This is a genomic window from Falsiroseomonas sp. HC035 (genome assembly GCF_050563525.1).
In the GTDB taxonomy this organism is placed as follows: Bacteria; Pseudomonadota; Alphaproteobacteria; order Acetobacterales; family Acetobacteraceae; genus Falsiroseomonas.
The window spans coordinates 12,816-26,161 of the sequence record NZ_JBNXUN010000010.1 but is presented as its reverse complement, the minus strand read 5'-3'; the positions used below and the strand labels follow the sequence as shown (position 1 = coordinate 26,161).

Here is a 13,346-nt window from a genome sequence, read left to right as displayed (position 1 = left end):
TCGGTGCGGATGGGGGATGATGATGCGGGTGGTCGTGCTTGGCAGCGGCGTGGTGGGCGTCGCCAGCGCCTGGTACCTGGCCCAGGCCGGGCATGAGGTGACGGTCGTGGACCGCCAGCCAGCCGCCGGCATGGAGACCAGTTTCGCCAATGCCGGGCAGGTCTCGCCCGGCTACTCCGCGCCCTGGGCCGGGCCGGGCATCCCGGTGAAGGCGCTGAAGTGGCTGATGATGCACCACCGCCCGCTGGTGGTCTGGCCGCTGATGGATACGCGCCTGTACGGCTGGATGGCCCGCCTGCTCGCGAACTGCACGGAGGCCGCCTACAACATCAACAAGTCCCGCATGGTGCGCCTGGCCGAATACTCCCGGGATGCGCTGCGCGACCTGCGCGGTGCGACCGGCATCCAGTACGACCAGCGTACCCAGGGCACGCTGCAGCTGTTCCGTACCCAGAAGCAGCTCGATGCCGTGGGCGCCGACACCGCCGTGCTGCGCGAAACCGGCGTGCCGCATGAGGTACTGGACGCCGCCGGCTGCGCCGTGGCCGAACCGGCCCTGGCCCTGGTGCCTGGCAAGTATGTCGGCGGCCTGCGCCTGCCCGGCGACGAGACCGGCGACGCCTTCCTGTTCACCCAGCGCCTGGCCGCGCTGGCCGCGGCCGCCGGCGTCACCTTCCGCCACGGCATCACCATCCAGGCGATCGAGGCCGAGGGTGGCCAGATCACCGGCATCGCCACCGACCAGGGCCGCATCACGGCGGACCGCTACGTGGTGGCACTCGGCAGCTACGCGCCAAAGCTGCTGCGTCCCTTGGGCGTGAACGTGCCGGTCTATCCGGTGAAGGGCTATTCGCTGACGCTGAAGGTGACGGACCCGGAAGCCGCGCCGGTGTCCACCGTGATGGACGAGACCTTCAAGGTCGCCATCACCCGGCTCGGCGACCGCATCCGGGTCGGTGGCACGGCCGAGATTGCAGGATTCTCCACCACCCTGCGCGGCCCGCGCCGGCGTACGCTGGAACACTCGGTGTCCGGCCTGTTCCCGCGCGGCGGCGACCCCTCCACCGCCAGCTTCTGGACCGGCCTGCGCCCTATGACGCCGGACGGCACGCCGGTGGTGGGGCCGACTCGCTACCCGAACCTATTCCTCAATACCGGCCACGGCACGCTGGGCTGGACCATGGCCTGCGGCTCCGGCCGCGTGCTGGCCGACCTGATCAGCGGCAAGCCGCCGGAGATCGACGCTGGCGACCTGGCCCTGACGCGCTACGCCGCCTGAGCCAGCCGCCTGGCCACGAACTCCAGCCGGTCCTGGCCCCAGAAGATGTCTTCGCCAATCACGTAGCTCGGCGCGCCGAACACGCCGCGGGCCAGCGCCGCCTCGCTGTCCGCCTGCCGCATCGCTGGCCAGCGCGGGTCCTCGGCCAGCTTCGTGACGGCGGCGGCATCGAGTCCGACCTCGTCGATCAACCGGGTCAGCGTGGCGCGATCCGCGGGATTGGCCTCCTCCTCCCACAGCGCCTTCAGAATCCGGTGCGCCAGGCGCAGGGCAGGGGCGTCGCCCTGGGTTTCCCGGACCACGATGACGCAGGCGGCGGAAAACGCTTCGTCAGAAGGGAAGTGCTTCGGCTGCAGGTGGATCGGGATGCCCAGCGCCTCCCGCCACCGCCGCAACTCCTGCATCCGGTAGGCCTGGCGCTGCGGGCTGCGCTTCGGCAGCGGCAGGCCGCCGGAGCCGGGAAACACGGTGCCGCCGAAATCGCAGGGGATCGGCCGGATCGTCGCGCCATGCTGCGCGGCCAGGGCCTCGATCCGGGACGCGCCGAGATGCGTCCAAGGGCTGCCGAGGGACAGGTAGTAGTCGATGTGCATCGCCATCATCCTTTCGCGTCGCGCAGCGGAATCACCCGGCCCATGGTGCAGGACACCGCATCGCCGATGCCGAAGGCGGGGCTGGCCGCCGGCGTCACCACGAACAGCATGCCCGCCGCCGTCTCCACCTCATACTCCCGGGTCTGGCCGAGGAAGGCGGCGCGCTGAATACGACCGGGCAAGCCGGGCGCGCCCTCCGGCTGCGGCAGGATCGACTCCGGCCGCACCGCAATCTGCGCCGGCCCGGCCGGATGCGCCCGCATCGCCACGTCCAGCGCGACGCCTCCGAGCGCGATGCGCCCCGGCCCCAGCACCTCCCCGGCCACGACATTCGCCTCGCCCATGAAGTCGGCGATGAAGGCATCCGCCGGGTCGTCATACAACTCGGTCGGCGTGCCCATCTGCGCGATCTTCCCGGCACGCATGACGCAGACCAGGTCGGAGACCGCCAGCGCTTCCTGCTGGTCATGCGTCACATAAACCACGGACAGGCCGAGCTTGCGTTGCAGGTCGCGGATATCCTCCCGCACCCGCCGCCGCAGCCGCGCATCCAGGTTGGACAGCGGTTCGTCGAACAGCAGCACCTTCGGCCGCAGCACCAGCGCGCGCGCCACGGCGACGCGCTGCTGCTGGCCGCCGGACAGTTCGGAGGGCAGGCGCTGGCCCAACCCCTCCAGCCCGAGCGTCTTCAGCATGGCCGTCGCCTCAGCCTCGGCGGAGGGCTTGCGGGCGCCATTGACCAGCAGGCCGTAGGACACGTTCTCCAGCACGTTCATGTGGGGGAACAGCGCATAGGACTGGAACACCATGGCGATGCGGCGCTCCGCGGCGGCCAGCCCCGTCACGTCGCGGCCCTCGATCTCGATCCGTCCGCCGGTCGGCAGCTCCAGCCCCGCGACCAGCCGCAGCGTCGTCGTCTTGCCGCAGCCGGAAGGCCCGAGCAGCGTCACCAGCGCACCGCGCGGCAGTTGGAAGGAAACCTCGTCCACCGCGCGCACCGGGCCGAAGGCCTTGGTCACCCGGTCGAAGTTGATGGCGATATCAGACATCGGCTCAGGCTCCGGCGCGGATCGGGGGGGCGACCACGGCGACGGCGCGCCGCCCGGTCTGCACCCGCCCGACAAGTTTCTCGATGCCCAGCACCATCACCAGCATGATGAGGATCAGCACCGTGGAATAGGCGATGGCCAGCGCCATCTCCCCGGCCTCCACGCGGCCGACGATGTAGACGGTGGCCAGGTTGTGCCGCGCCGAGACCAGGAAGATCACGGCCGAGACCGCTGTCATCGCGGTGACGAAGGAATAGGCCAGCGCGGTGACGATGGCCGGCCGCAGCAGCGGCAGCACCACCCTCCGCAGCGTGTCGAAGGCGCCGCCGCCCATGGTGGCGCTGGCCTCGTCGAGCGACTTGTCGATCTGCGCCAGCGCCGCGATGCCGCCACGGACGCCGACCGGCAGGTTGCGGAAGACGAAGCAGAGGATGAGGATCAGCGCGGTGCCCGTTAGTTCAATCGGCGGCACGTTGAAGGCCATGATGTAGGACACGCCGACCACGGTGCCGGGGATGGCGAAGGACAGCATCGTCATGAATTCCAGCCCGCGCCGGCCGGGGAAATTTTGGCGCGCAATCAGCCAGGCGAGCAGGATGCCGAGGCCGGCGGTGAGTGGCGCGGCGATGGCCGCCACTTGGATGGTGGTGAACAGGCTGTCCCAGGCGCTGCCGATGAAGGCCGGCCCGTCGAACCAGCCCACCTCGAACCCCGTGCCGAGATGGCGCCAGGTGAACGAAAGATCGCCGCGGCCGATGTCGTGCACGAAGCCGCCGACCAGGATGATGCCGTAGACCGCACCCGTGAAGATCATCCACGGCCAGACCACGACGGAGCACGCCAGCTTCAGCCCCTTTGGCAGCGGCGCCGGCAGCCCGCTGTCGCCCTTGCCTGTTACGGTCGTGTAGCGCCGTTTGCCGAGCCATAGCGCCTGAAGTGCGAACACGCCCAGCGTGATCGCCAGCAGCAGCAGAGCGAGCGCGGCCGCCCGCCCCGGATCATGCCGCGCGCCGGCGATGGCGAAGAAGATGCGCGTCGACAGCACGTCGAAATCGCCGCCGAGCACCAGCGGATTGCCGAAATCCGCCAGGCTTTCCACGAAGCCGAGCAGGAAGGCGGCGGCCAGCGCCGGCTTCAGCAGGGGCCAGGTCACCGTGCGGAACACCACGCGCCGCTTCGCACCCATGGTGGAGGCCGCTTCCTCCAGGCTCGGCGCGATGGCGCGCAGCGCGCCGTCCAGCAGCAGGAAGGCGATCGGTGCCTGCGCCAGGATCTGCGCCAGCAGCACGCCCGGCAGGCCGTAGATCCAGCGGGAGCGCGGAATGTCGAACCAGTCCCACATCAGGCCGGTGATGATGCCGGTGCGGCCGAACAGCACGATCAGCGCCAGCGACACGACGAAAGGTGGCGTGATCAGCGGCAGGATGGTCATGGCGCGGAAGGCGCCGGAGCCGAGCGGCCCACGCCGCACCCCGCCGCGCACCGCCAGCAGCGCGAAGGCGAGGCCAAGCAGGGTGGAGATCACCGCCGTCAGCGTCGCCAGCAGCAGCGTGTTCCACACCACGCCGCAGCCCTGCGTGGTCGACAGGCAGGCGAGGCTCCAGGCCTCCGGCGCCGCCAGCCTTGCGCCGAAGGCCGCGGGGGCGAAGCGGCCGTCCTCATACAGCGCGGCGGACAGCATGGTGACCAGCGGCAGGAACACGAACAGCACGAGCAGGAAGCCGCAGCCGCAGACCAGGAAGGCCACGAAGGCATCCGCACCGAATTTTCCACGTGCGGCGAGTCCGGCCGCGACCAGCCCGATGCTGCCCCCCAGCACCAGCAGCGCGCCCCAGCCCAGCGAGGGTTGCGGCGGAGGCGCGCCCAGCAGCGGCGCCAGCCAGGGCCACTCCAGCCCGTTCAGCCCGATGCTGTAGCCAGAGCCGAGCACAGCCAGCACCAGCCCGGCGCCGACCGCCAGCAGCAGCCCCCCGGAGGCGCTTCGGCGCAGCACGCCGGGCACGGCCACCGCCAGCAGCAGCGCCACCGGCCACAGCCACCAGCGCGTGCCGGTCGCCAGCAACACCGCCAGCGGCGCCGCGGTGCCGCCGGGCCAGGCAGAAAGCTCAGCCAACCCGTCCTGCAGGCCATGCCAGGGGGCGATGAAAAGCCCGAAGACGGCGCAAGCCAGCGCCGCCCGGGCCAGGGTCGAAGCCCCCATGGCGTCAGAGCCTATCCAGGGTGGTCATGTGCAGGCCGGGCCGGAGGTCACTCCGGCCCCATCCCACAAGGATCAGCGCGCGCCGGCGCGGACTTCGCGTTCCCAGCGGCTGATCACGCGCGTGCGCTCTGCCGCCGAACCCCATCTCGCAAAATCGTAGTCGATCAGGCGGATATTCTCGAAGCGCGGCGCCTGTGGCGGGATCGGCGCGTTGCGGTTGGACGGCAACTGGTAGGAGTTGGCCTGCCCGGCGATGGCCTGTGCCTCCGGGCTCAGCGCCCAGTCATAGAAACGCTGCGCGTTTTCCATGTTCCGCGCGCCGCGGATGATGGACATGGACCCGATCTCGTAGCCCGTGCCTTCGCAGGGCGCGACGATCTCGACCGGCGCGCCGTTGATCTTCTGGCTGACGGCGTCGTGCAGGAAGGTGATGCCGACCAGCGTCTCGCCAGTCGCCGCCGCGCGCGCCGGCGCGGCGCCGCTGCGCGTGTACTGGTTCACGTTGCGGTGCATCGCCTTGAGGAAGGTGAAGGCCGGCTCCTCGCCCATCACCTGGAGCAGCGTCGCCAGCATGGTATAGGCGGTGCCGCTGGTGTTGGGGTCGGCAACCTGGATCTCGCCGCGGAACTCCGGCTTGGCGAGGTCGGCCCAGCAGGTCGGCGCGGCGATGCGCCGCCGGGCGAGTTCCGGCGCGTTGTAGGAATAGCCGAGCGCGCCGGCATAGATGCCGATGGTGCGGTGCCGCGCCTGTTCCGCCTGGCGGGTCGCCCAATCATGCAGTTCGGACATGCGGGGCGAGCGATACTCGGCCGTCAGATTCTCCTCCGCCGCCTGCATGTGCGGATCGCCGGTGCCGCCCCACCAGACATCGCCGCGCGGGTTCGCCGCCTCGGCGCGGATCTGCGTCATGGTCTCGCCGGAGGATTTGCGTGTCATCGCGACGCGTACGCCGGTGGCGCGCTCGAAGGCCTGCATCATCGGCCGGCACCATTCCTCCTGCACCGAGCAATAGACGGTCAGGTTGCCTTGCGCGCTGGCAGCAGCGGGCAGCAGGGCGGAGAAGGCGGCGGCGAGGCCGGTCGCCAGCAGATGGCGGGTGGTGATGGGCATGGACGGGGAACCTCCTGGTGGCGGCCTGCCTTATCGGGCAGGTCCGTGGCGCTGTTCGTGACGGTTCAGTTAAAGCCGGGCGACGCTGCCCACTCAAGCCTTCATCAAGGTTTCCAGGGTCATCCCGAGGCCTGGCGCGCCAATCCCGATGGGATTGCCCTCCGCGATCCAGTCGCCCTGGTCGAAGCCGTTGATCCAGCACCCTGCCTCCCGCGCGATGGCAACGGCGGCGCAGGCGTCCCAGGAATTGATGTGCTGCTCGATATAGCCATCGAGCCGCCCCACCGCTGATTCCACGAGACCGAGCGTGCCGGACCCCCCGACGCGCAGCCCGGCGCCCGCCGCCATGGTGCGCTGCGACAGGTCGTGGAAGGCAGCCAGCGGCCGGCGCATGGACCAGCCCACCTCGATGATGGCGCGCCGCATGTCCGTGGTGGTGGCGGGGCGGATCGGCTGGCCGTTCATGGTCGCGCCGCAGCCTTTCGCGCCGACAAAAACCTCGGCCGGCGCGTAGCGGGCGATGGCGCCCAGCACGGCGCGGCCGCCGAGCGCCATGCCGATGGAGACGCACCAGCGGTCGCTGCCGCGGGAGAAGTTGGAGGTACCGTCGATCGGGTCGAGGATCCACACCGGCCCGTCGCCCACCGCGACGCCGCCTTGCTCCTCGCCGATGATCGCGTCGTCCGGGAAGTGCTGCGCCAGCTTCGCGCGGATGAAGGTCTCGGTCGCGCCATCGGCCTCGGTGAGGAAATCCTGCGCGCCCTTGAAGGTGGTCTCCGCCAGGCCGTTGGCGCGCATCTGCCAGGCCAGCGCCGCGGCGGACTCCGCGATGGCGGCGGCGACCTGCATGCGATGCTGCAACTCGGATCTCGTCACGTATAGGCTCCCATCACGTTCTGGTCGAAGTCGATCAAGGCGCCGGTCATCATCTCCGCCGCATCCGACAGCAGGTAGGTCGCGAGGCCCGCGACATCGGCGGGCCGGATCAGCCGGCCGAAGGGCTGCGCCGGTTCCGACGTCTCCAGCCAATCGGGTGGGCGTCCGTCCCGCGCCTGGATGGCGTGCTCGCCCGGCGTGTCGGCCCAGCCGATGTTCAGGCCGTTCACCCGGATGCGGTGCTCCCGCAGCCCGAAGGCGGTGTTCTTCGTCAGCGTCGCCAGCGCGCCCTTGGAGGCGGAATAGCCGGTGAGGAAGGGCTGCCCGCCATGGCTCGACATGGTGATGATGTTGACGACCGCGCCGGGCCGCTTCGCCGCCACCAGTCGCCGGGCGAATGCCTGCGTCAACTGGAAGGGCGCGCGGGCGTTGACCGCGAACAGCCGGTCCCACAGCGCCACGTCGGTGTCGAGGATGGTGCCGCGGTCGGTCAGCCCCGCCGCGTTCACCAGCCCGTCCATCAGGCCCAGCGCCGCCTCGGCCGCGCCGACGATGCCGGCGGTGGCCTCGGCATCCGCCAGGTCCGCCTGCACGAAATGCGCCGCCGCGCCCAGCCCGCGCAGCGCCTCCACCACCTGCGCGCCACGGGTCGTGTCGCGCCCGGTGATGCAGATGGCGGAGGCACCCGCCTCGGCGGCGGCACGAGCGATGCCTTCGCCGATGCCCTGCGTGCCGCCGGTGACCAGGATACGGCGGCCGGCAAGTGAAATCCTCATCCGAGCCGCACCGGACGGCCCTCGGTCATCGACCGCAGCGCCGCATCCGCCAACACCAGCGCCTGCCGCCCATCCTCCGCGCCCACCGGCATCGGCGTGCCGTCCCGAATTGCGTCGAGAAACGCCGAAAGCTCGATGCGGTAGGCCTCGGCGTAGCGCTCCAGGAAGAAGTGCAGCGGCTTGTCGCTGGTCACCGCGATGGCGTCCGCCTGTTCGACCGTGGTGCCGATGCGGTTGCCGGCGATCAGCCGTCCGCCACTGCCATGCACCTCCACCCGCTGGTCATAGCCGTAGGCGGCGCGGCGGCTGTTGTTGATGTGCGCCATGCGGCCGGAGGCGGTCTTCATCACGATCATAGCGCTGTCGATGTCACCGGCCTCCGCAATGGCCGGGTCCACCAGGCAGGCGCCGGTGGCGTAGACCTCCACCGGCTCCTCGCCGAGCATCCAGCGAGCCATGTCGAAATCATGGATCGTCATGTCCCGGAACAGCCCGCCGGAGACCTTGATGTAGGTGACCGGCGGCGGGCCGGGATCGCGGCTGGTGATAACCACCTGTTCGACCGCCCCGATCGCGCCGGCCTGGATCCGGCGGCGCAGTTCGGCAAAATTGGGGTCGAAGCGGCGGTTGAAGCCGACCAGCATGGGCACGCCGGCCGCGGCCACCGCCTCCAGGCAGGCGTCGACCCGCGCGAGCGACAGGTCGATCGGCTTCTCGCAGAAGATCGCCTTGCCGGCCTGGGCCGCCGCGATGACGAGGTCCGCATGGGTGTCGGTCGAACTGGCGATGATCACCGCGCCGACCTCCGGGTCCGCCAGCGCGGCCGCCGTGTCGCTGACCCGGGCGCCGTGCCGCGCCGCCAGGGCTTCCGCTGCCGGGGCGTGGATGTCGACCACATGGCGCAGGCTGGCCCGCCCGCTGGCCGCCAGGTTGGCCGCGTGGATGGCGCCGATGCGGCCGGCGCCGAACTGTGCGAAATGCAGCATGCTTGTTCCCGAGTGGCCGCTTGTGGGGCCTGTCATCAAACCGTAACACTGGCCTTTCCGTCGTTCCGGCGGAAGACCGCCGAGGACGTCCAGGACCGAAATCATGGGCACCATACGCCTGACTGCCGCGGAGGCCACCTGGCGCTTCCTCGCCGCCCAGATGACCGAGCTGGAGGGCCGCACCATGCCGCTGTTCGGCGGTGTCTGGGCGATTTTCGGCCACGGCAACGTGGCGGGACTCGGCCCGGCGCTGCACGCCATGGGCCGCGCCCTGCCGGCCTTCCGGGCGCACAATGAACAGGCCATGGCGCACGCCGCCATCGCCTATGCCCGCACCCATGCGCGGCGCCGGATGATGGCCTGCACCACCTCCATCGGGCCGGGCGCGACCAACATGGTCACGGCGGCGGCGCTGGCGCATGTGAACCGGCTGCCGGTGCTGCTGCTGCCCGGCGACGTCTTCGCCGGCCGCGGGCCGGACCCGGTGCTGCAACAGGTGGAGAACTTTGGCGACGGCACCGTCTCCGCCAATGACTGCTTTCGCCCGGTCTCCCGCTACTTCGACCGGATCATGCGCCCGGAGCAGCTTCTGGCGGCACTGCCCGCAGCGCTGCGGGTGCTGACGGACCCGGCGGAGTGCGGCCCCGCCACCATCGCCTTCCCGCAGGATGTCCAGACCGAGGCCTTTGACTGGCCCACCGACTTCTTCCGCAAGCGCCTGCACCGCCCCCGCGCGCCGGAACCCGACCAGCACGAATTGCACGACGCCGTGGCGCTGCTGCGCGAATCGAAACGGCCGCTCATCCTGGCCGGTGGCGGCGTGAAGTATGCCGGCGCGGAGGCCGCGCTGGCCGATTTCGCGCATCGCCACGGCGTGCCGGTGGCGGAAACCCAGGCCGGCAAGGGCAGCCTGCCGTGGGACCATCCGCGCAATGCCGGCGCCATCGGCGTCACCGGCAGCGCCGCCGCCAATGCGCTGGCGGAGAAGGCGGATGTGGTGCTGGCCATCGGCACGCGGCTCGCCGACTTCACCACCGGCTCCCGCGCCCTGTTCCCGGCGGCGACGCTGATCGGCCTGAACGTCGCGGGCTTCGACGCCTTCAAGCATGGCGCGCTGCCGCTGGTGGCGGATGCGGCGCGTGGCCTGGCGGCGCTGGATGCCGGCCTCGGCCGCTGGGATGCGCCGCGGCCGTGGCAGGAAAAGGCGGTGACGGCGACGGGTCGCTGGCACCGCAGCGTGGAGCGCATCACGGCCGCGCCGAAGCCACGCGAGGCCGCGCTCCCCTCCGATGCGCAGGTGCTCGGCGCCGTCAACCGCGCGATGCCGTCGGATGGCATCATGGTCTGCGCCGCCGGCGGCCTGCCGGGCGAATTGCACAAGCTGTGGCGCGCGACGCATCCGGCCTCCTACCACGTCGAGTACGGCTTTTCCTGCATGGGCTACGAGATCGCCGGGGGGCTCGGCGTGAAGCTGGCGGCCCCGAAGCGGGAGGTGGTGGTGCTGGTCGGCGACGGCAGCTACCTGATGATGAACAGCGAGATCGCCACCAGCGTGATGCTCGGCGCGAAACTGACCATCGTGGTGCTGGACAACCGCGGCTTCGGCTGTATCAGCCGGTTGCAGCGGGCCTCGGGCGGCGAGCCCTTCCTGAACCTGCTGCCGGATGCCGCGCCACGCATCGATTTCGCCGCGCATGCGAAGGCACTCGGTGCCCATGCGGTGAAGGTCGATGGCATTGCCGGGCTGGAGGCTGCGCTGCCGAAGGCGCTGGCCAGCAAGCGCACCAGCGTCGTGGTCATCGACACCGACCCGGCCGCCAGCACGGCGGAAGGCGGCGCATGGTGGGACGTTCCGGTCAGCGCGGCGCCGCGCGGCGCGGCGCAGGTGGCGGCGCGGCAGGGCTATGAGACGGCGCGACGCAAGCAGGGGGTTCAGTGACGATGAAGGTGCGGCTCGGGATCAACCCGCTGACCTGGACGAATGACGACATGCCGGAGCTCGGCGCGGAGACTCCGCTGGAGACCTGCCTGGCGGAGGCCAAGCTGGCCGGCTTCGCCGGAGTCGAACTCGGCAACAAGTTTCCCCGCACCGCCGCGCAGTTGCGCCCGATCCTGGACCGGCATGGCCTGGCGCTGGTGTCCGGGTGGTACGGCTCCCGCCTGCTGGAGCGCGACGTGGAGGCCGAGATGGCGGAGGCGGAGCCGCATATCGCGCTGCTCTCCGCCCTCGGTTGCACCGCGATGGTGCATTGCGAGGTCACCGGCAGCGTGCACGGCGAAAAGCAGACGCCGCTGCACCACCGCCCGGTGCTGGCGGCCGCGCAGTGGGACGTGCTGATGCCGCGCCTGGACGAGATGGCGCGCCGCCTGCGCGACCGTGGCCTCGCCATGGCCTACCACCACCACATGGGCACGGTGATCGAGGCGGAGTCGGAGGTGGACCGCCTGATGGAGGGTACGCGCGACGTCGGCCTGCTGCTGGATACCGGCCATCTAACTTTCGCCGGCGGCGACCCGGTGCGCGCCGCGCAGCGCCATGCGGCGCGGGTGGTGCATGTGCATTGCAAGGATATTCGTGCGGCGGTGATGCAGGACGTGCTGGGGCGGAACCTGTCCTTCCTGGACTCCGTGTTGGAAGGCGTTTTCACCGTCCCCGGCGATGGCTGCGTCGACTACCCCGCGGTCTTCCGAAACCTGCCGAATTATGAAGGCTGGCTGGTGGTGGAGGCCGAGCAGGACCCGGCCAAGGCGCATCCGCTGACCTATGCGCGGATGGGCCACGACTACCTGGCGCGCATCACCTGATGCCCGCCCGCATGAAGGATTGCACGAACTGACGCTGGAACAGCAGGAAGCCGAGCAATAGCGGCGCCGAGGTCATCAGCGTCGCGGCGCTGATGATCGCCCAGTCGATGCCCTGGTCCGTGGAGGCGAAGACGGAAAGCCCCACCGTCAGCGGCCGCGTCTCGACGCTGTTGGTGATGACGAGCGGCCAGAGGAAGTTGTTCCAGTGGTAGGACACGCTGGTCAGCCCGTAGGCCAGGTAGGTCGGCTTCGCCAGCGGCACATAGACGCGCAGCAGGATTCCGAGCGTGCCGCAGCCTTCGACCCGCGCCGCTTCCTCCAACTCCTTCGGCACCTGCTTGAAGGTCTGCCGCAGCAGGAAGATGCCGAAGGCGCTGGCCATGTAGGGAAGGCCGATCGCCAGGATGGTGTCCACCAGGCCCAGCGTCCGCATGCTGCGGTAGTTCTCGACCAGCAGGATGTCCGGCATGATCATCAACTGCACCAGCACCAGCGCAAACAGGATGCCGCTGCCGGGGAAGCTGCCGCGCGCGAAGGCGAAGGCGGCCAGGGTGCACAGCACGAACTGCGCCACCAGCACCATCGTCACCAGGGCGAACGTGTTGAGGAAGTAGCGCGCGAAGGGTGCCGCATCCCAGGCGGCCGCGAAGTTCTCCAGCGTCAGCGGCGCGAACAGCTCGAACCGCGTCGAATAGCCGGTGGGGTGGATCGCGGCCCATATCGCGTAGAGCAGCGGCGCGACCCAGACCAGCGCCAGCAGCCAGGCGGCCGCGGTTTCCAGCAGGCGGGTCGCCTTCATCGGTAATGCACCCGCTTCTCCGCAAAGATGAATTGCAGCGCCGCCGTCGCCGCCAGGATCACCAGCAGGATGACGGTGAGGGCGGAGGCCGTCGCGGTATCCCAGAAGCGGAAGCCGACCTCGTAGATGTAGGTCAGCAGCAGCGCCGTGGCATTGTCCGGCCCGCCGCGCGTCATGACGATGATGTGGTCCACCAGCCGGAAGCCGTTGATCACCGCATTCACCGCGATGAACAGTGTGGTTGGCCCTAGCAGCGGCAGCGTGACGCGGAAGAACACCCGGGCGCGAGAGGCACCCTCGATGGCGGCGGCCTCGTACAGGTTGGGCGGGATTGCCTGCAACGCGGCCAGGTAGAAGATCATGAAGAAGCCGGCCTCCTTCCAGACCGCCACCACGATCATCGCGCCCAGCGCCGTCTCCCGCTGCCCGATCCAGTTGGTCGGCCCCCAGCCGAACAGGAAGCGCGTGACCTGGTCCAGCAGCCCGTAATCCGGCGTGTAGAAGAACAGCCACAGGTTCGCCACCGCGATCATCGGCAGCACGGTCGGCGTGAAGAAGGCGATGCGCAGCGCGGTGCGCCCCCGCATCTTGCCGTTCACCCACAGCGCCATCGCCAGCGCGATGCCGATCGACAGCGGGATGGTGGCGCCGGCGTAGATCAGGTTGTTCCACAGCGCCTGCCAGAACACCGGGTCATCGGCGAGTGCCGCGTAGTTCTCAACGCCGATGAAGCGTGCGGGCCGGTTGGCCCGCGGCGTGGTGAACAGCGAATGCCAGAATGTGGCGATCGCCGGGTAGTGGGTGAAGCCGACCAGCAGCACCAGCGCCGGGCTCAGCAGCAGCCAGGCGTGCAGCGTGGTGCGGGACGGCACC

Annotated in this window: 12 protein-coding genes; 3 read left to right on the top strand and 9 right to left on the bottom strand. The window is 70.1% G+C overall.

Annotated elements, in window-relative coordinates; all coding sequences use genetic code 11:
• Positions 1–22 precede the first annotated feature (22 nt).
• The gene (locus tag ACLF3G_RS19720) at positions 23–1,279 is read left to right on the top strand and encodes a D-amino acid dehydrogenase (RefSeq protein WP_430671261.1); all 1,257 of its coding nucleotides are present in this window, start codon (positions 23–25) and stop codon (positions 1,277–1,279) included.
• Here ACLF3G_RS19720 and ACLF3G_RS19715 read toward each other — a convergent pair.
• The 7 genes from ACLF3G_RS19715 to iolG form a co-directional block, all read right to left on the bottom strand.
• Positions 1,267–1,872, bottom strand: a complete 606-nt coding sequence (locus ACLF3G_RS19715) for a 2-hydroxychromene-2-carboxylate isomerase (protein WP_430671118.1) — start codon at positions 1,870–1,872, stop codon at positions 1,267–1,269. The genes ACLF3G_RS19720 and ACLF3G_RS19715 overlap by 13 nt on opposite strands.
• A gap of 5 nt (positions 1,873–1,877) precedes the next feature.
• The gene (locus ACLF3G_RS19710) at positions 1,878–2,921 is read right to left on the bottom strand and encodes an ABC transporter ATP-binding protein (protein WP_430671117.1); all 1,044 of its coding nucleotides are present in this window, start codon (positions 2,919–2,921) and stop codon (positions 1,878–1,880) included.
• Positions 2,922–2,925: 4 nt separating this feature from the next.
• Positions 2,926–5,121, bottom strand: coding sequence for an ABC transporter permease (locus ACLF3G_RS19705; RefSeq protein WP_430671116.1), 2,196 nt, complete (start codon positions 5,119–5,121; stop codon positions 2,926–2,928).
• Positions 5,122–5,193: 72 nt separating this feature from the next.
• Positions 5,194–6,231: an ABC transporter substrate-binding protein gene (locus ACLF3G_RS19700; RefSeq protein WP_430671115.1), complete on the bottom strand. Its 1,038-nt coding sequence runs from the start codon at positions 6,229–6,231 to the stop codon at positions 5,194–5,196.
• A 93-nt stretch (positions 6,232–6,324) separates the two neighbouring features.
• Positions 6,325–7,107 (bottom strand): inositol monophosphatase family protein, encoded by a 783-nt coding sequence (locus ACLF3G_RS19695; protein WP_430671114.1) that lies wholly within the window; start codon positions 7,105–7,107, stop codon positions 6,325–6,327.
• Positions 7,104–7,883, bottom strand: a complete 780-nt coding sequence (locus ACLF3G_RS19690) for an SDR family oxidoreductase (RefSeq protein ID WP_430671113.1) — start codon at positions 7,881–7,883, stop codon at positions 7,104–7,106. Before ACLF3G_RS19690 ends, ACLF3G_RS19695 begins: the two co-directional genes overlap by 4 nt.
• Positions 7,880–8,869: an inositol 2-dehydrogenase gene (iolG, locus tag ACLF3G_RS19685; RefSeq protein ID WP_430671112.1), complete on the bottom strand. Its 990-nt coding sequence runs from the start codon at positions 8,867–8,869 to the stop codon at positions 7,880–7,882. The genes ACLF3G_RS19690 and iolG overlap by 4 nt, the downstream gene beginning before the upstream one ends.
• A gap of 103 nt (positions 8,870–8,972) precedes the next feature.
• Between iolG and iolD the strand changes: the two genes are divergently transcribed.
• Entirely contained in the window at positions 8,973–10,808 is a 1,836-nt protein-coding gene (iolD, locus tag ACLF3G_RS19680) for a 3D-(3,5/4)-trihydroxycyclohexane-1,2-dione acylhydrolase (decyclizing) (protein ID WP_430671111.1), read from the top strand.
• 2 nt (positions 10,809–10,810) lie between these two features.
• On the top strand, positions 10,811–11,674 hold the full coding sequence (gene iolE, locus ACLF3G_RS19675; RefSeq protein WP_430671260.1) for a myo-inosose-2 dehydratase: 864 nt from the start codon (positions 10,811–10,813) through the stop codon (positions 11,672–11,674).
• Here the strand turns inward: iolE and ACLF3G_RS19670 are convergent.
• The gene (locus tag ACLF3G_RS19670; RefSeq protein WP_430671110.1) at positions 11,667–12,473 is read right to left on the bottom strand and encodes a carbohydrate ABC transporter permease; all 807 of its coding nucleotides are present in this window, start codon (positions 12,471–12,473) and stop codon (positions 11,667–11,669) included. The genes iolE and ACLF3G_RS19670 overlap by 8 nt on opposite strands.
• Positions 12,470–13,345, bottom strand: a complete 876-nt coding sequence (locus tag ACLF3G_RS19665) for a carbohydrate ABC transporter permease (RefSeq protein ID WP_430671109.1) — start codon at positions 13,343–13,345, stop codon at positions 12,470–12,472. The genes ACLF3G_RS19670 and ACLF3G_RS19665 overlap by 4 nt, the downstream gene beginning before the upstream one ends.
• Between the last annotated feature and the right edge of the window lies 1 nt (position 13,346).

Bases quoted from the DNA above. Each gene is read 5' to 3' on its own strand.
- ACLF3G_RS19720 (WP_430671261.1), top strand. From the start codon at position 23: ATGCGGGTGGTCGTGCTTGGCAGCGGCGTGGTGGGCGTCGCCAGCGCC.
- ACLF3G_RS19715 (WP_430671118.1), bottom strand. From the start codon at position 1,872: ATGCACATCGACTACTACCTGTCCCTCGGCAGCCCTTGGACGCATCTC.
- ACLF3G_RS19710 (WP_430671117.1), bottom strand. From the start codon at position 2,921: ATGTCTGATATCGCCATCAACTTCGACCGGGTGACCAAGGCCTTCGGC.
- ACLF3G_RS19705 (WP_430671116.1), bottom strand. From the start codon at position 5,121: ATGGGGGCTTCGACCCTGGCCCGGGCGGCGCTGGCTTGCGCCGTCTTC.
- ACLF3G_RS19700 (WP_430671115.1), bottom strand. From the start codon at position 6,231: ATGCCCATCACCACCCGCCATCTGCTGGCGACCGGCCTCGCCGCCGCC.
- ACLF3G_RS19690 (WP_430671113.1), bottom strand. From the start codon at position 7,883: ATGAGGATTTCACTTGCCGGCCGCCGTATCCTGGTCACCGGCGGCACG.
- iolG (WP_430671112.1), bottom strand. From the start codon at position 8,869: ATGCTGCATTTCGCACAGTTCGGCGCCGGCCGCATCGGCGCCATCCAC.
- iolD (WP_430671111.1), top strand. From the start codon at position 8,973: ATGGGCACCATACGCCTGACTGCCGCGGAGGCCACCTGGCGCTTCCTC.
- iolE (WP_430671260.1), top strand. From the start codon at position 10,811: ATGAAGGTGCGGCTCGGGATCAACCCGCTGACCTGGACGAATGACGAC.
- ACLF3G_RS19670 (WP_430671110.1), bottom strand. From the start codon at position 12,473: ATGAAGGCGACCCGCCTGCTGGAAACCGCGGCCGCCTGGCTGCTGGCG.